The organism is Paenibacillus sp. NPDC055715 (assembly GCF_053617595.1).
In genome coordinates, this window is the sequence record NZ_JBSHGA010000016.1 from 12481 (window position 1) to 38906 (window position 26426).

General features: G+C 46.8%; 20 protein-coding genes and 2 pseudogenes. 21 read left to right on the forward strand and 1 reads right to left on the reverse strand.

Going from position 1 to position 26426, the window contains the following annotated elements; translation table 11 throughout:
* Positions 1 to 92 precede the first annotated feature (92 nt).
* From ACWGOO_RS19635 to ACWGOO_RS19670, 8 genes are all read left to right on the forward strand, one after another.
* Positions 93 to 350, forward strand: coding sequence for a post-transcriptional regulator (locus ACWGOO_RS19635; RefSeq protein WP_452486158.1), 258 nt, complete (start codon positions 93 to 95; stop codon positions 348 to 350).
* Positions 351 to 441: 91 nt separating this feature from the next.
* Positions 442 to 1698, forward strand: coding sequence for a protein translocase subunit SecD (secD, locus tag ACWGOO_RS19640; protein ID WP_452486159.1), 1257 nt, complete (start codon positions 442 to 444; stop codon positions 1696 to 1698).
* Positions 1688 to 2605: a protein translocase subunit SecF gene (gene secF / locus ACWGOO_RS19645; RefSeq protein WP_452486161.1), complete on the forward strand. Its 918-nt coding sequence runs from the start codon at positions 1688 to 1690 to the stop codon at positions 2603 to 2605. The genes secD and secF overlap by 11 nt, the downstream gene beginning before the upstream one ends.
* Positions 2606 to 2737: 132 nt before the next feature.
* On the forward strand, positions 2738 to 3694 hold the full coding sequence (locus tag ACWGOO_RS19650) for a cation diffusion facilitator family transporter (RefSeq protein WP_452486163.1): 957 nt from the start codon (positions 2738 to 2740) through the stop codon (positions 3692 to 3694).
* Positions 3695 to 3728: 34 nt separating this feature from the next.
* Positions 3729 to 6125 (forward strand): single-stranded-DNA-specific exonuclease RecJ, encoded by a 2397-nt coding sequence (gene recJ, locus ACWGOO_RS19655; protein ID WP_452486165.1) that lies wholly within the window; start codon positions 3729 to 3731, stop codon positions 6123 to 6125.
* Positions 6126 to 6193: 68 nt separating this feature from the next.
* Positions 6194 to 6706 (forward strand): adenine phosphoribosyltransferase, encoded by a 513-nt coding sequence (locus ACWGOO_RS19660; protein ID WP_452486167.1) that lies wholly within the window; start codon positions 6194 to 6196, stop codon positions 6704 to 6706.
* A 115-nt stretch (positions 6707 to 6821) separates the two neighbouring features.
* A complete protein-coding gene (locus ACWGOO_RS19665) occupies positions 6822 to 7073 on the forward strand; it encodes a hypothetical protein (protein ID WP_452486169.1) in 252 nt (83 codons plus the stop codon).
* A gap of 9 nt (positions 7074 to 7082) precedes the next feature.
* Positions 7083 to 7259 carry a hypothetical protein gene (locus tag ACWGOO_RS19670; RefSeq protein ID WP_452486171.1) on the forward strand — a complete coding sequence of 59 codons (177 nt, stop codon included), beginning with the start codon at positions 7083 to 7085 and terminating at the stop codon, positions 7257 to 7259.
* A gap of 369 nt (positions 7260 to 7628) precedes the next feature.
* Here ACWGOO_RS19670 and uraA read toward each other — a convergent pair whose 3' ends face one another.
* Positions 7629 to 8939 carry a uracil permease gene (gene uraA, locus ACWGOO_RS19675; RefSeq protein WP_452486236.1) on the reverse strand — a complete coding sequence of 437 codons (1311 nt, stop codon included), beginning with the start codon at positions 8937 to 8939 and terminating at the stop codon, positions 7629 to 7631.
* A gap of 269 nt (positions 8940 to 9208) precedes the next feature.
* Between uraA and ACWGOO_RS19680 the strand changes: the two genes are divergently transcribed.
* The 13 genes and pseudogenes from ACWGOO_RS19680 (at position 9209) to ACWGOO_RS19740 (ending at position 26402) form a co-directional block, all read left to right on the forward strand.
* Positions 9209 to 11386, forward strand: coding sequence for a RelA/SpoT family protein (locus ACWGOO_RS19680; RefSeq protein ID WP_452486173.1), 2178 nt, complete (start codon positions 9209 to 9211; stop codon positions 11384 to 11386).
* Between the two features lie 138 nt (positions 11387 to 11524).
* A complete protein-coding gene (dtd, locus tag ACWGOO_RS19685; RefSeq protein ID WP_452486175.1) occupies positions 11525 to 11971 on the forward strand; it encodes a D-aminoacyl-tRNA deacylase in 447 nt (148 codons plus the stop codon).
* Positions 11972 to 12013: 42 nt separating this feature from the next.
* Entirely contained in the window at positions 12014 to 12238 is a 225-nt protein-coding gene (locus ACWGOO_RS19690; protein WP_452486177.1) for a hypothetical protein, read from the forward strand.
* A 155-nt stretch (positions 12239 to 12393) separates the two neighbouring features.
* Positions 12394 to 12594 (forward strand): annotated as a pseudogene (locus tag ACWGOO_RS19695) (protease); the annotation flags it as partial.
* A 58-nt stretch (positions 12595 to 12652) separates the two neighbouring features.
* Positions 12653 to 13046 (forward strand): annotated as a pseudogene (locus ACWGOO_RS19700) (hypothetical protein).
* A gap of 657 nt (positions 13047 to 13703) precedes the next feature.
* Positions 13704 to 14948, forward strand: coding sequence for a histidine--tRNA ligase (hisS, locus tag ACWGOO_RS19705; protein WP_452486179.1), 1245 nt, complete (start codon positions 13704 to 13706; stop codon positions 14946 to 14948).
* Between the two features lie 152 nt (positions 14949 to 15100).
* Positions 15101 to 16879 (forward strand): aspartate--tRNA ligase, encoded by a 1779-nt coding sequence (aspS, locus tag ACWGOO_RS19710; RefSeq protein WP_452486181.1) that lies wholly within the window; start codon positions 15101 to 15103, stop codon positions 16877 to 16879.
* A 155-nt stretch (positions 16880 to 17034) separates the two neighbouring features.
* Positions 17035 to 17784 carry a tRNA threonylcarbamoyladenosine dehydratase gene (locus ACWGOO_RS19715; RefSeq protein WP_452486183.1) on the forward strand — a complete coding sequence of 250 codons (750 nt, stop codon included), beginning with the start codon at positions 17035 to 17037 and terminating at the stop codon, positions 17782 to 17784.
* Between the two features lie 174 nt (positions 17785 to 17958).
* A complete protein-coding gene (locus ACWGOO_RS19720) occupies positions 17959 to 19257 on the forward strand; it encodes an NCS2 family permease (protein WP_452486185.1) in 1299 nt (432 codons plus the stop codon).
* A 98-nt stretch (positions 19258 to 19355) separates the two neighbouring features.
* Positions 19356 to 21173 (forward strand): ABC transporter ATP-binding protein, encoded by a 1818-nt coding sequence (locus ACWGOO_RS19725; protein WP_452486187.1) that lies wholly within the window; start codon positions 19356 to 19358, stop codon positions 21171 to 21173.
* A gap of 397 nt (positions 21174 to 21570) precedes the next feature.
* Positions 21571 to 22269 carry a response regulator transcription factor gene (locus ACWGOO_RS19730; protein ID WP_025716948.1) on the forward strand — a complete coding sequence of 233 codons (699 nt, stop codon included), beginning with the start codon at positions 21571 to 21573 and terminating at the stop codon, positions 22267 to 22269.
* A 357-nt stretch (positions 22270 to 22626) separates the two neighbouring features.
* A complete protein-coding gene (locus ACWGOO_RS19735) occupies positions 22627 to 23976 on the forward strand; it encodes a 2-hydroxycarboxylate transporter family protein (RefSeq protein WP_452486189.1) in 1350 nt (449 codons plus the stop codon).
* A 182-nt stretch (positions 23977 to 24158) separates the two neighbouring features.
* Positions 24159 to 26402 (forward strand): ATP-binding protein, encoded by a 2244-nt coding sequence (locus ACWGOO_RS19740; protein ID WP_452486191.1) that lies wholly within the window; start codon positions 24159 to 24161, stop codon positions 26400 to 26402.
* Positions 26403 to 26426 lie beyond the last annotated feature (24 nt).

Sequence of the window (26426 nt, forward strand, 5' to 3'; positions counted from 1 at the left end):
GGATCAGGTCAGAAATGTTCTATAAAGCAGTCAATAACCCCGCTAATTGCTGATCTGCGGAACCGTAGTCGCTGGAAGGAGGAACGGTCATCGTGGATATGGAAGAGCTGAATGAGCAGGACTGGGATGACGCAATTGAGATGCTGTGTCAAAGCAAGGCGGACGAGCTGATTCTCGTAGGCTATAAGCATGTTACAAGCAAGGACGTGTGGAATTGCGTCAGCCATAAGTATGAAAAGGAGGGTATTCCTCCGCTGCACAAGCTCGTTAACGATATACTTTCTCTTAAAGCGACGAGCTTTATGAACTATTTGACAATGTCCGCATTACGGGGCTCCACTTTCGAATAGAAGGGGGTCTTTTTTTTGCGTTCAAATTGACTGCTTTTTGAGGGGTAGCTATAATAGGAATATTGAGAATGAAAGGGGAACATGGGACGGAATGAAGAGAATTCTAAGTTTCATCGTGGTCGTGCTCATAACCACTGGTGTTATGGTCGGGACAAGCCCGGGCCTACTGAACAGTTTAAAACTAGGCCTCGATTTAAAGGGAGGCTTTGAAATCTTATATGAAGCCCAGCCTTTGGAAGTCGGGCAGAATGTAACCAAACAATCTCTCATACAAACAGCTCAAAGTCTGGAGAGACGAATTAATGCGCTCGGTACGACTGAGCCGGAAGTAACAACGGAGGGTAGCGACCGTATTCGCGTGCGGCTTGCTGGCGTCTCTAATGAAGCGGAAGTCCGCTCCATGCTGAAAAAGCCTGCCGAGCTGACGTTCCGCAGTGCAACGGCAGCGGATGCCAAAAAGCCAGGCCAATACAGCAAAATTGAGCTGCGCGGTAATGATTTTGTGGAGAATGGCGCTGTTGTCGGCTTCGACCAGCTGAATCAACCTGAAATTAGTATCAAAGTGAAAGACAAAGCCAAGTTTGCAGAGATTACAAAGCGGCTTCTTAACAAAGAGTTGGCTATTTTCCTGGATCAGGAATTGCTCTCCGCCCCTACGGTACGTGGAGAACTGACGGATGGCAGTGCATCGATCACAGGTAGCTATACTCGTGAAGAAGCGAACAAACTGGCTGATACGATTAATCTGGGTGCACTCCCGCTCAAACTGACGGAAAAATACTCTCAGAGTGTAGGCGCTACACTGGGTCAATTGTCACTGGATCAAACGATCCGTGCCGGTTTGATTGGTTCGATCATTATTCTGGTATTCATGATTTTGATGTTCCGTGTACCGGGGCTGGTTGCCAGCTTCTGTCTCATCGTTCATACCTGGCTGGTGCTTGCCATCTTCTACTTAGGCGGGTTTGTACTCACGCTTCCGGGTATCGCAGCGTTCGTGCTGGGGATCGGGATGGCGGTCGATGCCAATATCATTACGTATGAGCGGATTAAAGAAGAAATCAAGACAGGTAAAACGATTCGTTCTTCTGTCATCGCAGGTAGTAAGGCCTCGTTCCGTACCGTTATGGATGCCAATATTACGACCATTATAGCGGCTGCTGTTATGTTCGGTCTGGGAACAGGCTCGGTTAGAGGTTTCGCTCTGGTGCTCATGGTTGATATTGTCACCAGTATTTTGACGAATATCTTCTTCTCCCGTTTCTTGCTCAATCTGCTGGTTAAAGCGGATGCTGTGAAGAAGCCCAAGTATTTTGGTGTGAAGGAGAGTGATATTAGTGCGCTTTAATTGGGACTATAAATATGTCAAGATGAGCAAGTGGTTTTACACGTTCTCGATTATTCTTACGCTGCTAGGCATTTTGAGCTTGTCCATATTCGGTTTGAATTACGGTGTTGACTTCCGTTCGGGTTCCAATGTGGACGTCAATTTGACCAAAGCAGTTACACAAGAACAGATTCAAACTTTGCTGGACAAGAAAGGTATCGGCAAAGAGGTGGATTATACGTCGGGTAAAGAGCGCTTCGGTATTCGTTTTTCACAGGTGTTGACGGATCAACAAGTGAATGATTTTAAAACAACTTTCAATAAAGAGCTTGATCCAAAAGCTTCCTTTGAGGTTAATACAGTAGATACGGAAATGGCGCAAGAGCTGGAACAGAATGCGTTGTGGGCTATTTTGTTGGCTTCCGTGGCCATTGCTATTTATATCTCGATTCGGTTTGAATGGCGGTTCGCTATTGCAGCCATTGTTTCGCTATTGCATGATGCATTTCTCGTTATCAGTATCTTCTCTATTTTTCATCTTGAGGTGAACTTGACCTTCATTACTGCAATTCTGACAATTGTCGGTTTCTCCATCAATGACACCGTCGTTATTTTTGACCGTATTCGGGAAAATTTACGATTTGCGAAGAAAAAGTCCAGGGCCGACTTGGATCGGGTGGTTGATCACAGTATTGCACAGACCATGAATCGTTCACTTGCAACGGTGTTTACTGTGTTTATTGCCTCCTTGTGCTTGTTCATTTTTGGCGGCGAGTCGATTCGGATGTTCTCGCTTGCGATGGTTATCGGTTTGTTGTTTGGTGCTTATTCTTCCATCTTCATTGCCAGCCCGCTGTGGGTAGCCTTGAAAGGAAAACATAAGTATCCGACAGCTGGCGGCGGTGCGGCCAAGACTGCAAAGCCCTAAATTACGCTTGACATCAGCAATATGAATTAAAGAGAAAGCCGCGTCTGCATGGGCGCGGTTTTCTAAGGTTTGGAGAATTTAAAATGGAGCATTACCGGAAAATTGTCAGTTCAGGATTGAGGGGGAAACGTTGTGAATAGCGAACGCAGCCAATCATTGGAAACTGCGGCGTGGAGCGGGATTGTGGGTAATCTTGCACTGGCTGTTCTAAAGGGAACCGTCGGTTATGCGGCAAACAGCAAGGCATTGATGGGGGATGCGCTTCACACGGCTGCGGATAGCGCTTCCCGTTTGAAGGAGCTTTTGTTCTCCAAAGGTGCAGCAGAGCATGGTATACTGGTACGATTGCGGAACGGTGAAAAAGTCCGGACTGTCATATCGGTGGTACTAGCTATATTGGTACTGATGAGTGGCCTTCAGCTGGGTATATTAGCTGTTCGCTCTTTAAGCAATCCGGAGCCGCAGGCTCCAGGCCTATATGCGCTCATAACCGCTTTCGCTGCTTTGGTGCTGAGAGAGGCGCTATTTCAGTTTCAATACCGCTACTCCATTAAACACGGTCATAAGGCCGAAGCAGATTTGTACGCTAATCATGAACGATACTCGCTTTATGCGTCGCTGATTGCACTGATCGGTATGATTGGGGCAATGACAGGCGAAGCGATGGAGTGGCCTGCATTATTATATCTTGACCCAACCGCTGCGCTGCTGGTAGCCTGTCTGGTGTTACGTAAAGGATATCTGATGGTACTGAATACCGCCTATCCGGCTCCTGCCCAACCTCTGCGTGAGGAAGACTCGCAACGCTTTATGGAGACGATTCAGCGGGTGTATGGTATTGTCACCGTTGAGCATCTGCATGCACAGGAAGCAGGTCATTTTATAACTGTGGATGTAACAATCAGTGTCAACCCTCGGATTACGGTGCAAGAAGCACAGGAGATCGCTGATCGGGCAAAAAATCTGCTGCTGGCTCGTTTTCCGCAGGTAACCCATGTACAGATGCAGTTCGTTTCTTATCAAGCCGGGTATCCTTACAAGTCTAATCATGAACTACCGGATAATGATGTGTCGTCCCTGCTGCAATAATGGCAGGACGACTATGAAAGAAAGGTGAATAGGATTGCTTCATTCGCAGTACCGATGGAAGACCCCGGAGGTTAACCTGGAAGTGGCTCAGCCGTTGACGGAAGAGCTGGGGATTTCACCATTGTTATCCCGGCTTTTAGTGAATCGGGGTGTCACTACGGCCGGGGAAGCAAACCGCTTTTTGTACGGAAGTGCAGACGACATACACGACCCTTTTCTGCTCCTAGGTATGAAGGTGGCAGTGCCGAGAATCCGTCAGGCGCTGGAGCGTGGCGAACACATATTAATTTATGGTGATTATGATGCGGACGGGGTATCCAGTACGTCATTGATGATTCAGCTTATGCGCTTCCTGAAAGCTTCGTATGATATTTACATTCCGCACCGCTCCAATGAGGGATATGGACTGCACAATCATGCCCTTGATTGGGCTAATCAGCAAGGGGTTACGTTGGTCATTACGGTGGATACGGGAATTAGTGCAGTAGAGCAAATCGCTTATGCAGCAACCTTGGGCATAGATGTTATTGTAACTGACCATCACGAGCCTCCTGCTGTGCTTCCTGAAGCGTATGCTCTGATCAATCCGAAGCTGCCCGGCTGTCCCTATCCATGTAAGGGCCTTGCTGGTGTTGGTGTGGCTCTAAAGCTGGCACAGGCGCTGCTGGGTGAAGTTCCCGAGGAATGGTTTGAAATTGCTGCTATCGGTACGGTAGCCGATCTGATGCCGTTACATGGTGAGAACCGGACGATGGTACGTAGAGGGATTCAGTCTATGAGAAGCTCTGCGTTCCTGGGTATTCGGGCGTTGCTTGGTGTAGCGGGCGTGGATATGTCTACAGTGACCTCTGTCAACATCGCATTTGCCTTAGCTCCGCGGATTAATGCCAGCGGACGCCTGGATCATGCGGGCCGGGCGGTTTCCCTTTTGACGACAGAGCAGGAAGAAGAAGCGGATCAGCTTGCGCATGCGCTGGATTTGCTCAATCGGGAGCGTCAGCAAGTAGTTGAACGTATTATGGAACAAGCCGAGCAGCAGTTGGTAGCCAAGCTGAATGGAGGCACGCTGCCGTCTGTAATCGTATTGGCTGGTGAAGGCTGGAACGTGGGTGTCGTGGGGATTGTGGCATCCAAGCTGCTGGATCGCTATTATCGTCCAACCATTATTCTCGGCATAGATGCAGAGACAGGTATGTGCAAAGGGTCTGCCCGTTCTATTCCGGCTTTGGATATTTACAGTGCTCTGACAGACAGTCATGACCTGATGGAGCACTTTGGCGGTCATCCTTCGGCTGCGGGTATGACGTTGTCTCACGACAATCTGGCATCGTTTGAGGAACGGTTAAATCGCTATGCCGCTTCCATTCTGACGCCAGACAATCTCGTTCCTGTAGCCGAGGCAGATATGGTCTGTCGTCTGGACGAGGTATCTATACAGGTGGTTGAAGAACTGGAATTACTTCAGCCCTTTGGTATGGGGAACCCTTCTCCACGTTTCGTGTTACAGGGTCTTCAATTGCGTGAGGCCCGTAAAATGGGGCGTGAGAAAAATCATGTGAAGCTGTTGCTGGAGCAGAACGGATTATCGCTGGATGCGATTGCCTTCCGGCGTGGCGATCTGGCTGATTTTTTGCAGCAGCAAACCGAGCTTGATCTGCTGGGCGAGCTGTCTATTAATGAATGGAACGGTAAACGCTCCCTCCAGTTGATGATGCAGGATATCCGTGTACAGGCTCCTCAAATTTTTGATTATCGGGGGGTATCGGACCCTTTTGTCGAACTGGAGCGGGGGCTTAAGATCTTTCATCCTCGTATTGAAGAACGAAGAAATGACGTTGCGGTTGTGATGCATCCGTCGTCCAGGCTTCGTCTGTCTCATCCAGTGAACACCGAATCCATATGGGTATATGATAAGGAGGGCGGCGTTACTTCCGGTGATGACCGAAGGGATGCGCAACACTCTGTAAAGTCACTGTTCGTGTTGGAGCCACCGGATACACCGGAACAGCTGCAGGCATTGTGGTCTACGTTTGAAGAGGTAGAGAATGTGTTTCTCCTTCATTCGGTCAGTGAACGAGGTGGCCGGCTTGTCAGCCCAGACAGGGAGCTGTTCAAGCGTATTTACGTTATGCTTTCCCGAATGGGGACGCAGCTTGTGGATGAAAAAGCGATGCTGCCTGCTCTTAGCCGCCAATGCTCCTGCTCAGTACGGATGCTTTCTAAAGTGCTGGACATTTTCGAGGAGCTTGAGTTTATAACGCGTACAGAAGGGCGATTCTGTTTTGTGTCCAATCCGCCCAAGCGGGATTTAACGGATTCTCCACGTTATCAGGAATTGCATGATATGGCTGAAATGGAGCGTTATTTGCTGGATGCGGATACAACCCAGATGACAAACTGGATTATGTCGCTTATGAAGGGCGCGTCTTGAGGAATAGCCTCAAAGCTGATGATGTAGGATGGATATATTAACTAGAAGTTACAGTAGGAGGAACTAAGTTGGACTACAAAGAATATATTCGGGTGATTCCCGATTTTCCACAACCAGGGATTAGTTTTAAGGACATTACGACTCTGATGAAAAATGGAGAACTATACCGCAAGGCAATCAATGATATGAAGGAACTGGTATCGGATTTGAAAATTGATCTGATCGCAGGTCCTGAAGCACGTGGATTCGTTGTAGGTGCGCCTCTGGCTTATGCACTTGGTATTGGTTTTATTCCCATCCGTAAAAGCGGCAAGCTGCCTGGTGAAACTATCGAGGAAGCCTATGGTTTGGAATACGGCAAGGATATGCTGGCTATGCATAAAGATGCAATTGAGCCGGGACAAAATGTTTTGATTGCGGATGATCTGCTTGCTACAGGCGGAACCATCGCTACATCAGTGAATTTGGTACGTCAGCTTGGTGGAAATGTGGTAGGCGCTGCTTTTCTTATAGAGCTGTCTGATCTGAATGGACGGGCGAAATTGCCTGACGTAGATGTGTTTACGCTGATTACGTACTAAGCGCTCTAAAGCCAGGAGGATTCCCGGAAAATATTTGAGCATGAATAACCTAAATAGCTCGATGGGATATCTCTTTTCTTAAAGAGTTGCTCCATCGGGCTATTTTTGTTTAGATATGTTTTATGACGGGTATTCAAGCTTATATCGAGCGGATGAAATTCGGTGCTCAAGGAAGTGCGGTTTTGGTGGACAAGAATGGAGCGACCCTGTCATCGGGACTTCAATCCATAAAAGCAGAACCGCTGGCGAAGTGTTGGGTACGGAGGCGGCACAAGCTATCCAAAATGGTGCTTCTGGCCAGATATCTGCGTCCATCGGGAATGAGGATTATCGGATGCTGTATGATACAATACCGCAAACGGGTTAGAAAATTGGGGTGCTGCTGCCGAATTCGGAGTTGAATCGTCCTGCGAACGAAATGCTTAAGCTGCTTCTTATCGTTAGTGCTATTGGAATCCTGTTGATTATGGGGGCTTTGCTGGTTAGCAATTTGGGGATGGTCAGAACAGCACTTTGCTGCGATGAATCAGGAAATCCAGCAGGTGGCGATTGAAGTACAGGAGGTTTCATCGGCTTCGGAGCAATGTCAGCAGGCTCGGAGGAAGTTGCGGCATTATTAGTTACCTTGCCGATATTGCAAAAGCTTCTGCTGAACGTGCTGAGCAAGACTCTGAACGATCTGAAGGTCAACTGAAAGCGTTGGAAAGTCTGGATAGCTCAGCGAAGTCGCTTACAGGTGTTTCTGACAACACCAATCAGGTGGTATCCCGTTTTCGTATGTGATTTTGTTCGAAAATACAGGCACTACTATAAAAAAATCGCCGATCTCCATATGCTGTGGTCAACACATTTTGCCGTTTAGGCAGGTGGTGTTCATTCGCAGCACATGGAGCCGGCGATTTTCAATATGATGGGATGGGCATCAATCCGGTGTTTTTTCGGTCAAAGGTTCCTGAGTTTTATCATTGGACCAGCCGAGTACGTCAATCAGCTTGAAGAACAAGCTAAGGATAATCCCATTGATTGTAGCCAACGCCATACCTTTGAGGATTACAGCCCCCCAAGTGAGTGTAGCACCACTGATTCCAACGACCAGTACGACCGTAGCAAGCAGCATGTTAGTCGGCTTGGCGAAATCAACTTTTTGCTCCACGAAGATTCTCAGACCGGAGGCAGCGATGACACCGAACAACAGCAAGGATACGCCGCCCATGACCGGAGCCGGAATATTGGAAACAATCGCCGAGAAGGTACCTGAGAAGGACAGCAGGATGGCAATGACCGCGGCTCCGCCAATGACCCATACAGAGTACACTTTCGTTAATGCCATGACACCGATATTTTCACCATAGGTTGTATTGGGCGTCGAGCCGACAAAACCAGAAAAGATAGTGGAGATACCGTTACCCAGCAGCGAACGATGCAGGCCGGGATCTTTGGACAGCTCGCGTCCGACAATGTTGCTAGTCACAAGCAAATGCCCGATATGCTCCACGATAACGACCAGAGCGACTGGAAGAATCGTCAGCATAGCCGAGGTGTTAAATACTGGAGTGGTGATTGCAGGATGTCCGAAAAAAGGAGCATCCGCAATTGCTTGCTTGTTTACCATACCCATAAAATAAGCGAGTACATACCCCACCACGATACCAATCAGAATATGAATAATTTTGGCAAACCCGCGAAATAGCACGGCTCCCAGAACAGTGACACCTAGTGTAACAAGGGAAAGGGTAATGGTTTTGGGATCTGGGGTCCAGGCTTTGGTGGGATCAGCATTGATAATGCCTGCCATGCCTGCTGCAACAGGAACCAATTCAAGACCAATTAGTGCCACGATGGAGCCCATGACAGCCGGTGGGAATACAACGTCCAGCCACCGGGTTCCGGCATATTTGATCACCAGCGCAACGAGGCAGAAAATAATACCTGTAACAATGAAAGCGCCGAGGGCCATGGCATAGCCATTGCCACCAGGGTTATTTTTAAGTACGAGACTAACTGGAGCGATAAAAGCGAAGCTGGAGCCGAGATAGGCGGGAATTTTGCCACGGCAGATCCAGATGTACAGCAATGTGCCAATTCCGTTCATTAGCAAAATCATGCCGGGATCGACACCGAAGATATTCGGTACCAGCACGGTACTGCCAAACATGGCAAACAAATGCTGTACGCTGAGCAGGATCCCGGGTCCTGCCGGAAGCTTTTCATTAACTTGAATTTCGCGTTGCAGCGCAGTTCACTCCTTAGTTCTTTCAATTATTCTTATATACAATAATTACTTTTCGTATTCTTTTCAATATGATTCGTTTCATTTCGCCAACAATCCTGATTTCATTGACCTATATGTGTCGGAATGACACGACAATGCCAAACCTGTAATAGTTGACGTGTGACGTGGTAACCGTCATAATTATAGGAAATCACTTTTAAAAGGGAACCTTTGCGCGACATTGATCGGCGGGTTCCATTTTGCATAGAAAGGACACGGAATAGAGCAGAATGGGGATAGAGCAATTACTTAAAAAGGCCGACGGCTATACCAGAGAAGCAGATCTTATCCGCATCAGGGAAGCCTACGATTTTGCCGAGCAGGCCCATTCAGGCCAGACTCGCAAGTCCGGTGAACCTTATATTCTGCATCCGCTTGCGGTTGCTGAAATCGTCGTTAATATGCAGATGGATACCATCTCCATTATCGCCGCTCTTTTACATGACGTTGTGGAGGATACGACGGTGTCTTTGACGCAGATTCGCGAGCATTTTGGCGATACATGTGCGATGCTTGTCGATGGTCTTACGAAGCTGGAGCGTATCCAGTTCCGTTCCAAGGAAGAACAACAGAACGAAAATTATCGAAAAATGTTTATCGCCATGGCACAGGACATTCGCGTCATTGTCATCAAGTTGGCGGATCGTCTGCATAACATGCGCACCTTGAAATACCAGTCCGAGGAAAGCCAGCGCCGGATTGCTTATGAAACGCTGGAAATTTTCTGTCCGATTGCGAACAGACTAGGTATTTCCGCGATTAGATGGGAAATGGAAGATATTGCTCTGCGCTATTTGAATCCTCAGCAATATTATCGCATCGCCAATTTGATGCATAAGAAGCGGGCAGAGCGGGAGCAGTTTATAGATAACGTTATAGAATGCATCGCTGAGAAGCTGGTAGAGATGGGTATTCAGGCCGATCTATCCGGACGTCCCAAGCATATTTACAGTGTGTTTAAAAAAATGACGACGAAAAACAAGCAATTCAATGAAATATATGATTTGCTGGCGATTCGGATTATTGTGGATAACATTAAGGACTGCTATGCCACACTGGGTATTATCCATACATTGTGGAAGCCGATGCCGGGGCGGTTTAAAGACTACATCGCCATGCCCAAGGCCAACATGTACCAGTCCCTTCATACGACAGTAGTTGGTCCGAACGGCGAACCAACCGAGGTACAGATTCGCACGGTCGATATGCATCGTACTGCTGAATTCGGGATCGCGGCCCACTGGGCCTACAAAGAAGGTAACGGATCGAATAATATCAATTTTGAGGACAAAATCACGTTTTTTCGCGAAATTCTGGAGCTGCAAAATGAGGCGAAGGACGCGTCGGAATTTGTGGAATCGCTCAAAATGGACTTTTTCTCCGACCTTGTTTTTGTATTTACGCCAAAAGGAGAGGTTATTGAGCTGCCAGCCGGATCGGTTCCGCTGGACTTTGCTTACCGTATCCATACTGAAGTCGGAAACCGCACAATCGGCTCCAAGGTAAACGGAAGAATTGTGCCGCTAGACTATCGACTTAAAACCGGCGATATCGTCGAAATTATGACGTCCAAGCATTCTTATGGACCTAGTCAGGACTGGCTCAAAATTGCTCAGTCCTCTCACGCGCGCAGTAAAATCAAGCAATGGTTCAAGAAGGAAAAGCGTGAGGAAAATGTCGAAAAAGGCCGTGAGAATCTGGAACGCGAGCTGAGAAAACGCGATATAGAGCCTTCGGTGTGGATGAGCGACGACAAGCTTCAGGAAGTTGCGCAGAAGTTTTCTTTTAACGATATCGAGGATATGCTGTCTGCCATCGGCTTCGGTGGTATTACAGCAGCGCAGGTCTGTACACGTCTGACAGAGAAGTTGCGCCGGGAGCAAGAAGAGGCACGGCTGATCGAGTTGACGACCGAGGTCAAGGAATATAAACCGCAGGGCGAACGGAAAAAAACACCGACCAATGGTGTCAGTGTCAGAGGCGTCGACAATTTGCTCGTACGTTTTGCACGATGTTGTAATCCTGTGCCGGGAGACGACATTATCGGTTATGTAACACGTGGACGCGGGGTATCTGTTCACCGCACGGATTGTCCTAATATCCCTTCGGGTACGGGCGAAGATCAGGCGCGTGTGATTGAGGTTGAGTGGGAAGAAGCCGCAGAAGTGAATTACAGCGTTGATATTGAGATTACGGGACATGATCGTAACGGCTTGTTGAACGAGGTGCTTCAGGCTATTTCGGAAAATAAAACCGGCTTCTCAGCCGTTACAGGCCGTACGGATAAAAATAAAATGGCGATGATTCACATTACGATACTCATTCGCAATACGGATCATTTACATTCTGTTGTAGAGCGGATCAAACGGGTGAAAGATGTATACACTGTTCACCGGATTATGCAATAACCCTTGTGGACGTGAAAATAGGTTTACAGCCTTTGTAACGCAGTTTAGGTGTAAAGACCCGTTATGTCGCTAAAAGAGACGTGACCCGCACATAGGTGGCTTTTACAGGGCAAGGATAAAGGAGACAGCGAACAGGCGATGAAGATTATTATTCAACGCTGTAAAGACGCTCAGGTAACGGCTAATCAAAAGGTGGTCGGCAAGATCGGAACCGGATTAATGCTGCTGGTTGGTATTGGTCAGGGAGATACGGCGGCTGATGCCGTTTATTTGGCGGACAAAACAGCGGGATTACGTATATTTGAGAATGTTGAAGGTAAAATGAACGACAGTGTGCTGGATGTCGGCGGGGCCATTTTGTCTGTCTCTCAGTTTACGTTGTATGGCGACTGTCGTAAGGGGAGAAGACCCAACTTTATGGGAGCTGCCAAGCCTGAGGAAGCAGAGAAACTGTATGATTTTTTCAACAGTCAACTGCGAGCAAAGGGCCTGGAGGTCGAGACGGGGATTTTCGGGGCTATGATGGATGTGTCATTGACGAACTGGGGGCCAGTGACGCTGATTCTGGATAGCGAACGGTCGTAGGTGAAGCTGAGTAGCATAAAATGACCGTTCAGGGGGACGATAATGTCATCCCGGCTGGTGATTAGCCAGGCGGATAGCCTTAAGGTTGACAGGAGAGACGAAGCCATGCGTCAAACCCCAAAAGTAGACGGTTATCGAAGCGCTGCGCTGTTTTTTCCCGGTAGCATTCAAGAGGCGATCAGCCTCACCTGTGACGCTGATACGTTATTGCAGCATGTTGCAGTAGCCATGGACAAGCCGGGACGCGGTGCTTTGCCGCGCAGGTAGGGAAGGAGCCGAGAGGCTCCTTTTTCTTTTTCCCTGCTTCGAATGTTATAAAACCAGATCAAGCGGGTATACAAAGCGTGGTAGACAAACGGAAATTTGTCACAAACTTAATTTAAAACCATCTTGGGGATAACCGAAAGGAGATCTGAACGATTATGAGTAAAATTGCATCTTTGTTGGCTGACCAATTTGAGGATTCTGAAATGCAAGTACCGAACGATGAATTGAAGAAGGCCGGACATTACGCTGCGGTCGTTATTCCCGACGGATCATCCCCGGAAAATCTGCGTCTGGATGCAAATGTTCTAAAATTCGTGACTGAAATTAACGAGACAAAGAAAACGATTGGCGCTATCATTGTGAGTACTGCTGTAAATTTATGCCTGTACAATTCCCATTTGAGGAGGATTTGATATGGCAAAGCAGATTCAAGCTTATTTTTGCACAGAGGATGATGCTGAGGGAGCCAGAGCTTCGCTCCAAGCCTATGGAACGGAAGATTTGGAAGTAGGTGCGTTGGATGATACGCTTGGCCGGGAAACGCTGTGTTGATCCCTCTGGCGCTTATGGTGAGAATATTCTACCTGACGTGGAGGATGGTGAGGTAAACCGTGGCTCAGCCCGAAGAACGAGGCGGAACGGGACAACAAACCACGACGCAGGTCTGCTTCAGAACGTCTATATTAACGGTGATTAGGATGAATTGCGGTATGTATTGTCCGCGAAGGTAAATGATGCCGATTATGAGGAGGCTGTTCATAAGCTTCGTTCAAATCGTGAATATGTGGCACAACTGGATTCAAGCTGAAGATCATCGCAAGTTTATCCATACTTGAGGAATTTAGTTTGCTATAGAGGAGCTGTAATACAATTGTAACATTCGAAACATCATTCCTTAATATTTGTTGTTTATAATAACGACATGACCCCCTTTTGATATATCTTTTGAAACCTGCGGACCGTTTTCGCAGGTTATTTTCTTTTTATAGGACTTATTTGTCTTATTACGGGGGAATGTCTTGACTTTGTCGAAGCGGTTCATTAAAATCATAAAATAATGAAAAATGATTTGATGACGGGACCAAGTACTCCGAATCCACAAGCACAGAGAGGAATTTCCAGGCTGTAAGAATTCCCTTGATGATCGGACGAATGACCTCCCCGAGAACATACGGCAAACAATTGAGGAATCCACCCTTAGAGTACATGTAACTGTACTGAGCAGTGGATGGTCCTGCATAATAGCCGTACTGCGCGTTACGGGCGTTATACGTATGAGCGGAGTCAGCGCAATGCTGACGGGCACTGAGCGTTTTTTACGCTGGTTGTCCGGGCAAACTCCGGAATGTGGGTGGTACCACGGGTGATTTGTAAACGACAATCTCTCGTCCCTGTTAATCTAACAGGGCGGGGGATTTTTTGTTTTATATTGAAACAAGAAATACACAGACGGGGGGATATGTTAATGGCCTTTCAAAAACCGACGGGAACGCAGGACTTGCTGCCGGGCAATGTAGAAAGATGGCAAGTTGTCGAGCAAAAAGCCCGTGAAATTAGCCGCCGCTTTAATTATCGTGAAATCCGTACACCGATGTTTGAGCAAACGAATTTATTCGTTCGAGGTGTGGGTGAAACGACGGATGTGGTGGAAAAGGAAATGTACACTTTTGAGGATAAAGGGAAGCGCAGTATGACTTTACGTCCGGAAGGGACAGCAGGCGTGGTTCGCTCCTATGTGGAGAACAAGCTATACGGGGAGCCGGATGTAACGAAGCTGTATTATATCGGTCCAATGTTCCGTTATGAGCGCCCGCAGGCTGGACGTCAGCGCCAGTTCCACCAATTTGGTATTGAAGCTTTAGGTGCGGTAGATCCTGCACTGGACGCAGAGGTGATCGCTTTCGGGTATCAGTTCTGCCGTGAGCTGGGCCTGAAAGGGGTAAAGGTGGAAATTAACTCAGTCGGCAATGCAGCCAGTCGTGCAGCCTACCGCCAGCATTTGGTGGACTTCCTGCTGCCGATCAAGGATACGTTGACTAAGGAGAGCCAAGCGCGTATTGAGCGTAACCCGTTGCGAGTGCTGGATAGCAAGGATGACCAGGACAAATTTGGCGGTGCGCCTTCCATTTTGGATAGCTTGGACGAGGAATCCAGCACACACTTTGAGAAGGTCAAGCAAAATTTGGACGCTATGGGTGTGGAATATACAGTCAACCCGCGCTTGGTACGGGGGCTGGATTACTATACGCTGACCGCGTTCGAATTCAAAGCCGAAGGGATTGGAGCCATTGACACCATCGGTGGAGGCGGACGCTACAACGGATTGGTTGGCGATCTGGGCGGACCGGATCAGCCGGGTATTGGCTTCGGTATCGGACTGGAGCGAATTCAGCTAATCTTGGAGCATCAGGGCGTCGAATTGAACGAAGCCAAGCCGCTGGATGTCTATATGGTGGCGCTGGGTGAAGCGGCAGAAACGGAAGTGACCAGACAGCTATTCAAGCTGCGTCAAGCCGGATTTTCCGCAGAGCGAGATTATCTGGGTCGCAAAATGAAGGCACAGATGAAATCAGCAGATCGCTTTAAAGCACGCTTTACTGCGATTTTGGGCGAGGATGAGCTGATACGCGGTGAAATTGCACTGAAAAACATGGAAACTGGCGAGCAGCGAACCGTCAAGTTGGATCAACTGGTGGAAGAGCTGGGTTAAAACCCAGACCATCTTTTATTATCACTTGTGATGCAGTAAGCACGAAAGACAACAAATATGTATTGAAGTCACCGAGTAACATTCAGTCGGGTGGAACTTCCTTTGGCTGGTCAGATAGCACCAATTACTAAAACTAAACAGGAGTGTGTATTATGAAGAGGAGTCATCAATGCGGCGCATTAACCCATGCGCATATCGGAGAAACAGTTACATTGAACGGTTGGGTACAAACCCGTCGTGACCTGGGAGGCGTACTTTTTATCGACCTGCGTGACCGCAGCGGGATTGTGCAAATCGTGTTTAACCCGGCATATTCCGGCGACGCCCTGCAAATCGCGGACCGTGTTCGTAGTGAGTACGTTCTGGAGGTTACGGGTACAGTGGTCAAGCGTGATGCAGAAACCATTAACGCGAACCTGCCTACAGGTGAAATTGAAGTACGTATTACGGAAATTGAAGTATTGAATGCAGCCAAAACACCTCCATTCTTTATTGAGGATGGCATCGAAGTGGATGAGTCGCTGCGTTTGAAATACCGTTATCTAGACCTGCGTCGTCCGGAAATGCATCAGACGTTGAAACTGCGTTCCAAAGCAGCAAAAGTATTCCGTGACTTCCTGGACGGTGAAGATTTCCTCGAGGTGGAAACACCAATTTTGACGAAAAGCTCGCCGGAGGGTGCGCGTGACTATTTGGTGCCAAGCCGTGTGCATGATGGTGAGTTTTTCGCTTTGCCGCAATCGCCACAACTTTACAAGCAATTGCTGATGGTGGGTGGGGTAGAACGCTACTACCAAATTGCACGTTGTTTCCGCGATGAAGATTTGCGTGCCGACCGCCAGCCTGAATTTACACAGGTCGACATTGAGACCTCCTTCATGCAACAGGATGACTTGCTGTCAATGATGGAGCAAATGATGGTGAAGCTGTTCAGAGAGACGGTTGGTGTAGAACTGGAAACTCCGTTCCAACGGATTACACATGCCGATGCGATGGACAAATACGGTTCTGACAAGCCGGATCTGCGTTTCGGCCTTGAGTTGATTCATGCCAATGATATCGTGGCAAGCAGCGGCGTGAAGGTATTTGCTTCCGTAATTGAAAAAGGCGGCGAGGTTAAAGTTCTCAATGCTAAGGGTTGTGGCACATGGAGCCGCAAGGATATTGACGATCTGGGTACGTATGCTGCACGTTACGGTGCCAAAGGTCTAGCTTGGATTCAAGTGAAAGAAGGCGAATTCAAGGGGCCTATCGTTAAATTCTTTACACCGGAAGAAATCGAAGCTCTGAGAGAGCGTACGGGAGCCGAAGAAGGCGACTTGCTGCTCTTCTCTGCGGATACTAAAAAAGTAGTTGCTGATGTATTGGGCGCGCTTCGTCTGAGAATTGGCCGTCAACTGGGTCTAATCGACGACAATGTATACAAATTTGCATGGGTTGTAGACTTCCCGCTGCTTGGCTACGATGAAGAACAAAAACGTTATGTAGCAGAACACCATCCGTTCACTCGTCCTAAGGACGAAGACCTTGCCCTGTTCGAAACAGATCCGGGTCAAATTCGTGCCCAAGCCTACGATATCGTGCTGAACGGCTACGAAGTGGGCGGCGGCTCGATGCGGATTTACAAACGTGATGTTCAGGAGAAAATGTTCAAAGCTCTCAGCCTGTCGCCGGAAGTAGCTAATGAAAAATTCGGCTACCTGTTGGATGCGTTTGAATATGGTACGCCTCCACATGGTGGTATTGCCTTCGGTTTTGACCGTCTTGTGATGCTGCTTGCAGGTCGTACAAACCTACGTGAAACCATTGCATTCCCGAAAACAGCCAATGCGACCGACCTGCTGATGGATGCACCGTCCGAAGTGGATCAGGCTCAATTGGAGCAGCTTCATATCCGTCTTGCTCCGAAACCAGTTGCTCCTAAAGCTTAAGACGAATGCTTGATTTTACAAGTGTCCTGCATGGGCCTGTGAATAGTTTATAAAATGCCATGAACCCGTTACCCTCTTATGGATGATGGGTTCGTGGTTTGTATGCACGGAGTTCAAGCATAGTGTCTAAATCAGTGAGGGAGGATATATACCATATGCTGCATCAATTTTCACGAACAGAGCTGTCCATCGGGACTGAGGGTCTGGAGGTTATGAAAAATAGCACGGTAGCTGTGCTGGGTATCGGCGGTGTCGGCTCCATTGCGGTAGAAGCGCTGGCGCGGACGGGTGTTGGACGCATCATTTTGATTGATAAGGACGTCGTAGATATTACCAATATTAACCGACAGATTCATGCGCTGACGACAACGGTTGGCCAAAAAAAGGCTGATCTGATGGTAGAGCGTGTAAAGCTGATTAATCCTGAATGTAAAGCGATTGCACTGAACATGTTTTATACGGAAGAAACGTATGAGGAGCTGTTCAAGTACGATCTGGATTATGTGCTGGATGCCTCGGATACGATTATTTACAAAATTCATTTGATCAAGGAATGTCTGAAACGGGGGGTTCCGATGATCTCCAGTATGGGCGCTGCCAATAAAATGGACCCAAGCCGTTTTCAGGTGGCGGATATCTCCCAGACGAAAATGGACCCGATTGCTCGTGTGATCCGCACTAAGCTACGTAAGGAAGGCATTACAAAAGGCGTCAAGGTCGTATTTTCGGATGAGGAACCGATGAAGCCGCGTGAAGAGATTACGAAAAAAATCGTACCTGCGAATGCACCCGAAATCCGGAAGGCGAAGCAGCCGCCTGCGAGTAATGCTTTTGTACCTCCCGTGGCAGGATTGATCATGGTCAGTGTGGCTGTCAAGGATTTGTTAAGCAACGCTGGCGTGTAAGTCTGAAATAGTAGGTAGTAATTTGTAGCTCTGTAGCGGTATGCAGTTATTTTAAGACCTGTAGCTCTGTGCGTCACATCAACTGTGTCACAGTCGGCTACAGCTCTTTTTGTTTTTTTATAAAAGCGCAGCTTTACTGTGAACAGATCGAACAACTTGCTGGAGGGTTTGGGTATGAAGGGTGGACTATGGTCCAGAAGCCTCGGGTTCAAACCCGAGCATCATTGGAAAAAGGAAGTGGCTGCTGGTGCCATTTCCTATTTTTCTGTTGTATATATTGTGATGGTCAATGCGACCATTTTGGCAGATGCCGGAATTCCCCTGCAAGGGGCGATGCTGGGTACACTGCTCACGTCGATTATCGGCTGCCTGCTGATGGCCTTTGGCGGAAAGTCCCCAATGGTTGTTGTACCAGGGATGGGGATTAATGCGTTTTTCACTTATACGCTCGTACATTCGATGAAGCTGAGCTGGCAGGAAGCATTGATGGTGGTCACCGTCACAGGGCTTTTATTCGCTGTTGTAGCTTTTACATCTTTGTACAAGCTGATTAGCCAGGAAATACCCCACAATTTACAGCACGGAATTACGGTAGGAATTGGTTTGTTTTTAACCTTTATCGGATTGCAAAAAAGCGGTATCGTGATTGCTCATCAAACGACCTTTGTGGCCATCGGTCATTTTAATGACCCTAAGGTGATCACGGCTTGTGTAACGTTGCTGCTCGCTATTGTGTTGTTTGTCCGTAACGTTCAAGGAGGGCTGCTGATCAGTATTTTGGCAGGAACGGGGCTGGCTTACGTGCTGGGAGCTGTAGAGCCGACAAATACGGTGCGAACGTCTGAAACCGTGCGGCAGTATGGGCAATTGTTTGGAGAGCTGTCCTTTTCAGGTATCGCTTCGGTTGCCTTCTGGATCGCTGTTTTTCTTTTGCTGCTTATTGTGCTATTTGAGAATATTGGTATGATTACTGCGCAGACCAACATGATTGGAAGACCGGACACCTTTAAGAATAGCTTGCGTGTATTGGCGGTGACCAATATTTTTGCCGGTATTTTAGGCAGCAGTCCGGCGGTAGCTGCGGCGGAATCGACAGCGGGTATTGCAGCAGGGGGACGTTCGGGCGTAACACCGCTAGTAACTGCTATATTATTCGGGGCCACGTTCTTCTGTATTCCGCTGCTGGCTTATATTCCTGATAGCGCGATTGCTCCCGTGTTAATCATTATTGGCGGGCTGATGGTGCAAAATGTACGTGAGATGGATTTTGGTGATTTTACCGAGGCGTTTCCTGCATTTCTGATCATGGTGATGATGCCTTTTACTTACAGCATTGTAGATGGGATGGCATTTGGTTTTATTGCATACCCTGTTGCCAAGCTGGCAGCAGGACGCGGCAAGGAAGTGCCTGTCGCTCTGTATATCATTTCTGTACTGTTTGTAGCTAACTTTGTGCTTCATTCATTGGTATAGTAAAATCGAAGATAGGATGTACTGTTCATACCCGCGCAGAGCGCGGGTGTTGTTGTTTGGACAAGCATGGTCAGATTCGGAAGCGAGGTTGATGGTTTATGGAAAATGAGCATCATTTACAGCAAGATGAGCAACAGGACTGGAAGCAGGAAAAGTCGACTAAAAGACCCAATAAGGCCGGCATGGGTCGGTTTATCAAATTAATTGCGAGTGCACACCCACCCAAGGCCATTCTCATCATTGCCATGATTCTGACCCTCGTTCAGACAGTTGCCGGTTTAATTGTACCGCTGATGACCAAGGGATTGATCGACGGCTTGACCTTTTCTTCACTGAATCGTATGGTCATTTTTGGTTTACTTGGGGCTTTTGTGCTTCAAGCTGTGGCGTCGGCGGTTTCTATTTATATGCTGAACTATGCGGGGCACAAAATTGTGGCTAATTTGCGCAAACGCTTATGGCATAAAATTTTGTCTCTCCCCATCCCGTACTTTGACCGAAATCGGTCAGGAGATACGATGAGTCGTGTCACCAATGATACAAGCCTGATTATGAACCTTATTACAGAGTATCTTGTCAATCTGATTTCTAATGTGATTGCAATTATTGGCGGTATTGCGCTGTTATTTTATCTGGATTGGGTTATGACGCTCATTATTCTGACGATTGTTCCGCTAACTGCTCTTATTTTGTTTCCTGTAGGGCGGAAAATGTATCGCATCTCCAAAAAGCAGCAGGACGAGATGGCAGATCTGACCTCCGTGCTGAGCCAGGTTATAGGTGAAATTAGGCTGGTGAAGGCTTACGGAACGGAAAGCAGAGAAGCCAAGGCCGGGGAGGATCGCATCTACCGGATGTTCCGCTTTGGCCTACAGGAATCCCGCATTTTGGCCCTTGTAGGTCCTATTTCTACCTTTCTGCTAACCGCAGTACTGGTCATTATTTTGGGTGTAGGTGGCGTACGAGTAGCATCGGGTATGCTGACTGCCGGGGATTTAGTGGCTTTTATTTTGCTACTGTTTCAGGTAATTACACCGATGGCCCAATTCACGACCTTGTACTCACGTTTGCAAAAGGTGGTTGGAGCTACTGAGCGGATTCAGAGTATTTTGGATCATGAAGAGGAGCCATTGGAATTGAAGCTGGAAGCGGCAAAAGAGAGCAGGGATATTGTGCTGCATGATGTTGCTTTTTCCTATACCGAAGGGGAAGAGGTTCTTCATAGCGCAAATTTGGTCATTCCAGCTAACCGTACGACAGCATTTGTAGGTCCGAGCGGGAGTGGAAAATCGACCTTGTTTTCATTGTTGGAGCGCTTTTATGTACCAAATACCGGAGAAATCTGTTATGGAGATGATCCGATATCGTCATATACATTATCCTCCTGGCGCTCCAAAATCGGTTATGTGTCGCAGGAAAGCTCAATGATGTCCGGAACAGTCAGAGATAATATCACGTATGGATTGGGACGGGAAGCTGATTTGGAAGAAGTAAGACAAGCAGCCAGGATGGCATATGCGGACACGTTTATTATGGATTTGCCTCAAGGCTATGACACTGAAGTAGGGGAACGAGGAATGAAGCTGTCCGGCGGGCAGCGTCAACGGATTGCCATTGCGCGTGCGCTTCTTCGCAGCCCCGACATTCTCATGCTGGATGAGGCTACCTCCAGTTTGGACAGTTCATCCGAGCATGAGGTACAAAAGGCGCTGGCGAATTTGATGGAGGGACGAACGACGATTGTTATCGCTCACCGTTTGTCTACGGTCGTTCACTCCGATCAGATTATTGTGTTGGACAAGGGCAAGGTGACAGGTGCAGGGACTCATGCCGAGTTAATAGAGTCCCACCAGGTATACCGCGAGCTGGCTCAAAAGCAGTTTGTGGAGATGGGGGAGAGGAGTATGGAGCATTAGAGGCTGCTTCGCGTGTGATTTGATCCTCCGATCGCTGTTGCCTCTGAAATCCCCTTGATTGTAAATAAGAGCAGGGGGGGAATTCAGAGGCAAAGGCGAACGCTCCGCTTCTCTGGATTCAAATCACCCGCTCCGCTGCTACGGTAAAGGTCCATACATAAGATGAAAACAGGCGTAGATGCTCCCCTCACAACAACAAGTGGGACGGATTTATTTTTCCAAAATATTAATGAAAAGGTTTTAATAAGATATTTAACAAGGAATTAGTTTTTTTGAGGCTATATGACATACAACATATAGAGTTGGCTAAAATGATGCTAGACTAAAAAGTGATGTTTTTTTGTATTGTTAAAAAGGGCTTTTGTAGGAGGACTTTTAGAAAGGAATGGGGTCAAGAATGAGCAAACCGAGAGTATTAGTTGTTGATGATGAGAACGCAATCAGAAAATTGATTAAAACGGTTCTTGAAGGCGACGGAATGGTTGTGCTTCAGGCTGAAAACGGCATGGAAGCCATGCGGATGATTAGCGAGGAGCCGTTCGATCTCGTCATCCTGGACATTATGATGGAAAATATTGATGGCTATGATGTGCTTGGTCAAACGCGCAATATGGGCATCCATACGCCGATCATTTTTCTGAGCGGGAAAAAAGAAGACACAGATCAGATCATTGGACTTGGACTTGGGGCAGATGCCTATATTACCAAGCCATTTAGTCCTCCTGTGCTTTGTGCTCAGGTAAAGAACCAGATTAAAAGATATCGCCAGCTGCAGGAATCAAAACAACAAGCCTCACGCATTGCATTGGGACCATTTCTATTCAATCATCATACCTATACGTTTCATAAAAATAATCAGGAAATTGCGTTGTCATCAAAAGAATTACAACTCATGAAATTTTTTATGGAGCATCCTAATCAGGTCTTTTCGAAAGAACAGCTATATCAAAACATCTGGAAAGATACGGTTGTCGATAATAATACGATTATGGTCTATATCAGACATCTGCGGACCAAAATTGAGGAAAATCCGACTAATCCGAAATATATCAAAACCGTCTGGGGAATCGGATATCGTTTTTCCGTTGAAAGATAGATTAACTATATAATTCTATCCAATTGTATACGTTCTCTTGAAAGCACGCCGATGGACTCGGGGGGCTTTTTTTCTACGACTAATTATTTCTCTAAAATTATGAAAATACTGAACAAGCTGTTTTAGTAAATGAGTCAACTGTAGTTTTTTTGTATTGAAAACGCTGACATAATTTTATCGCATGGTTCTTAAAAACATTTAAGGATTAATCAGGATACTTTAAGATTTGCTTTTTACAATATAGTTATCTCGAATCATCCAATGAGTGAAAAAGCGTTCTACTACAAATCTTGTAAATACCTGGGTTAGCGATTGATTCGAGGATAAAACGCAGATTGATCTCAAGGAGGCGATCAAGTGGTCACTAATAATCTACAAGAAGCCGCAGAGCTTAAGCTACAGCCACGAACAAATTCCAAATGGAAAAAGGTGTTAAATTACAAGATTGGAGGTGTCATTCCTGTAGGCCTTTACATCCCGTTTATGGCTGTTGTCTACTTGCTGATGAACTCCGGAAAGCTCGATAGTGATATGCCTGGGGCTGTATCTGTCATGGTATTGTATGGTTTTATTCTAGCGGAAATTGGAAAGCGTATTCCTATTCTGAAGGATATCGGCGGCGCTGCAATTATGGCAACGTTCGTTCCTTCTTACATGGTGTATGCTCATCTTCTCCCGCAGTCAGCCATTGATTCCGTTACTGACTTTATGGATAATACCAATTTCCTGTATGTGTACATCGCAATTGTTATCGCTGGCAGTATCCTTGGTATGAACCGGGAACTGATGATAAAAGCGGTCGTTCGATTGGCTGTCCCTTTGACGATCGGGTCCATTCTCGGAACAGGCGTCGGTTTGCTTACAGGTGTGGCTTTGGGAATCTCCGCGTATGATACCTTGTTTTACATTCTTGTTCCTATCATGGCGGGAGGCGTTGGTGAAGGTGCGATTCCACTCTCTATCGGCTACAGCCAAATTTTAGGTTCGACCCAGGGTGAACAATTTGCCATGGTTATTCCTGCGGTCATGTTGGGTAGCTTGTGTGCTATTATCCTGTCCGGCTTGTTGAAAAAACTGGGGGATAAAAAACCGGAACTTACCGGTAACGGCACGCTGCTCAAAACAGGGGATAGCGATGTTTTGGGACTTGCAGAGGATAAAAACAAAAAGCCGCTTGATCTTTACCAAATGGCTGCCGGAGCCATTTTAGCTATCGGATTCTTCATGTTAGGCACCTTAGCCGCTGAGTTTGTTGGTCTGCCTGGTCCGATCGTCATGCTCTTTGCGGCATTCCTGGCCAAATATTTTGGTTGGTTGCCCAAATTCCTTGAAGACGGAGCGCAACAGATGCAACGTTTCTTTGTGATCGCCGTAACGTACCCGCTCCTGCTTGCAGTAGGTGTTGCTAAAACACCATGGGAGGCACTGATTTCTGTAATTAGCCCTACTTATTTCATCACCATTTTTGTAACTGTATTAACCGTGGTTGTGGGTGGATATTTTGCTGGTAAGTGGATGAAAATGTATCCGATTGAAGCCGCGATTATTACTTCTACTCGATGCAGTCAAGGTGGAACAGGGGATGTTGCGATCCTTTCTGCAGCCGATAGAATGGGACTCATGCCATTTGCCCAGGTATCCACACGTCTCGGTGGTGCAGCAACGGTAACACTTGCTATTTTCCTGCTGCGATATATTACACACTAAGGGAGTGAAACCTTAAAAAAAATTAATAATTTGACAGGATACTTTAAGATCTTGTCATTACAATGAAGTTGTCTTGAGACACTATTTAGTAGACGAACGTGAATAGCTGATATAATCGGAAGCGAACTAGCCTAGCACTAGGGACTCATGGGCTAGTAGCTCGATGGAGATGATAAAACAGGATGAGATTTCAAAGAGAGATACTGTTTCATTTTCGAAGCCATTTTTCATTCATCACGATGCTAGCGCTTCCGATTTCTTTTCTAGTTCTGCTGTGGATGGCCTACGGCTCGTATATGGACGGAGAACGTACCGTAATTGAACAGCAGCAGCAGCAATTGCTAACGATTGCCAAGCTAAACAGCACGTCAATTGAATCCTTTTTCGATGAGCAAATGCACACGCTGCAAATATTGACGGGCAACCGGCAGATGTCGCTCGCCATAGCAAATAAGAATGAAGCCGTGATTGACGAAAACCTGTCTGCTTATTATGCCGCCAAAAAAGATAGCATCTATCGGGTTAGCCAGGTAAACCTGGAGGGGAAAATAGTACACACTTTTCCCAAGCGCAATCATACGGATACGATTAAAGCCTATGAATTAATCAAGAATGATATACAAAGGGTGCTGCGAGAAAAAAAACCATTCATTGCAAGCGCTAAGATAGAAAATAAAGGTAATTACATTGTGCATCTGTTTCAGCCTGTTTATCTCGATGGGAAATTTCAAGGTGCGCTCATCAGTGTGGTAAATCTAAACGCTGTGTATGAGAAGCTGTTGAAGCCGATTCGTGTGGGGACCAAGGGTTATATCCATGTCAAGGATCAGCAAGGCTACTATCTCATGCACCCGAGCGAAGCAAATATCGGGTTATCGCTCTCAGCGATTAAGGCCAAATACCCGGGACTTGATTACCGCGACCTGGAGAAACTGTTCAAAATGCAGCTTACCCAGGAACAAGGCTCAGCTTTCTACGATTCGTACTGGTGGGGTGACGAATTCTATACCAAGACGAAAAAGATCGAGGCATTTTCCCGTTTTCATCTCGGTGATTCGTTTTGGGTGGTAGCCGCCGCCATGAACTACGATGATGTGAGAGAACCGATTGAAAAAAATAAAATTAAAACCATTGAGATTTTTTCAATGATCGTCCTGACGTTGGCTTGTGCCGTTTATATCATCATGAGGACGAAGAAAAATAAAGAGGCTCTGGAATACGAGACGAGGTATTTGCGGGAACTGAATAACAAAAACGAACTATTGAGAAAAAAAGACCTACAATTGCAGCACTCGCAGAAGCTACAGTTAATCGGTACGATATCAGGGGAAATTGCCCATGATTTCAATAATTTGCTGACCCCCATCAGAGGCTATGCAGAAATCCTTCTTAGCAGGATAGAACCTACTGAAGAAATTTATGATTACGTCAGTGAGATTTATGATGCTTCCGAGAAAGCAAGATTGATAATCGAGGAAATCCTGCTATTGAGCCGGCTGGAGAGTGGAAAGGTCAAGAAAAACGCTCCGGTCAAAGTTGAAGAGCAGGTCAAAGAGGCACTGGGACTCATAAAATCCTTCCTCTCGCCCAAAGTGAATGCTGTATTCAAAAAACGGGTAGATTCAGCCGTAATTTTTGCAAATAAAGTACAGATTCATCAAGTCATTATGAACCTGTGCAACAATGCCTACCAAGCAATGAAAACAACCGGTGGCGAACTAAAAATCATATTGGATACCATTCCCTTGCAAGAGATAAAAAAAATCCGCGAGAACGTCCTGGAAGTCAGCGATTACGTTACTTTATCTGTCTCGGATACGGGGAGAGGGATGAGTGATGACACCTTGCAGAAAATCTTTGATCCTTTTTTCACAACCAAACCGACAGGAGAGGGTACGGGGCTTGGATTGTATATCGTCCAAAGCATTCTCGAAAAACATCAAGGATTTATTACCGTGGATTCGGAGCTGGGCAAGGGTAGTACGTTTACGGTGTATCTGCCGAAAACGGAGTTTGTAGCAAAAGAGACAGAGATAAATAAGAACCCTGTATTTACTGAACAAAAGCGCATCCTTTTGGTCGATGATAAACAGCGAGTATTGAAAGCGATGAGAAAAGGACTGGAATTGTATGGTTTCCATGTTGAGACAGAATCAGACAGTGTGGAAGCATTGCAGCGGTTCGAAAAGTCCCCAAACCATTACGATCTGGTCATTACGGATCAGGCCATGCCTTATCTGACGGGTACGGAATTGGCTGAACGTATCAAGGTAATCAACCCAAGTATGAAGATCATCCTGATTACCGGTTACGTCGAGGATCTTGTGGTGACATACAAGGAGAGATTGATCATTGATGAATACATGTGTAAGCCTGTAGCAGGTTCAGATATGGCACAAATGATTTATAAGGTTTTGCAATCCTGAAGATGGGGATTAACTACCATCCAA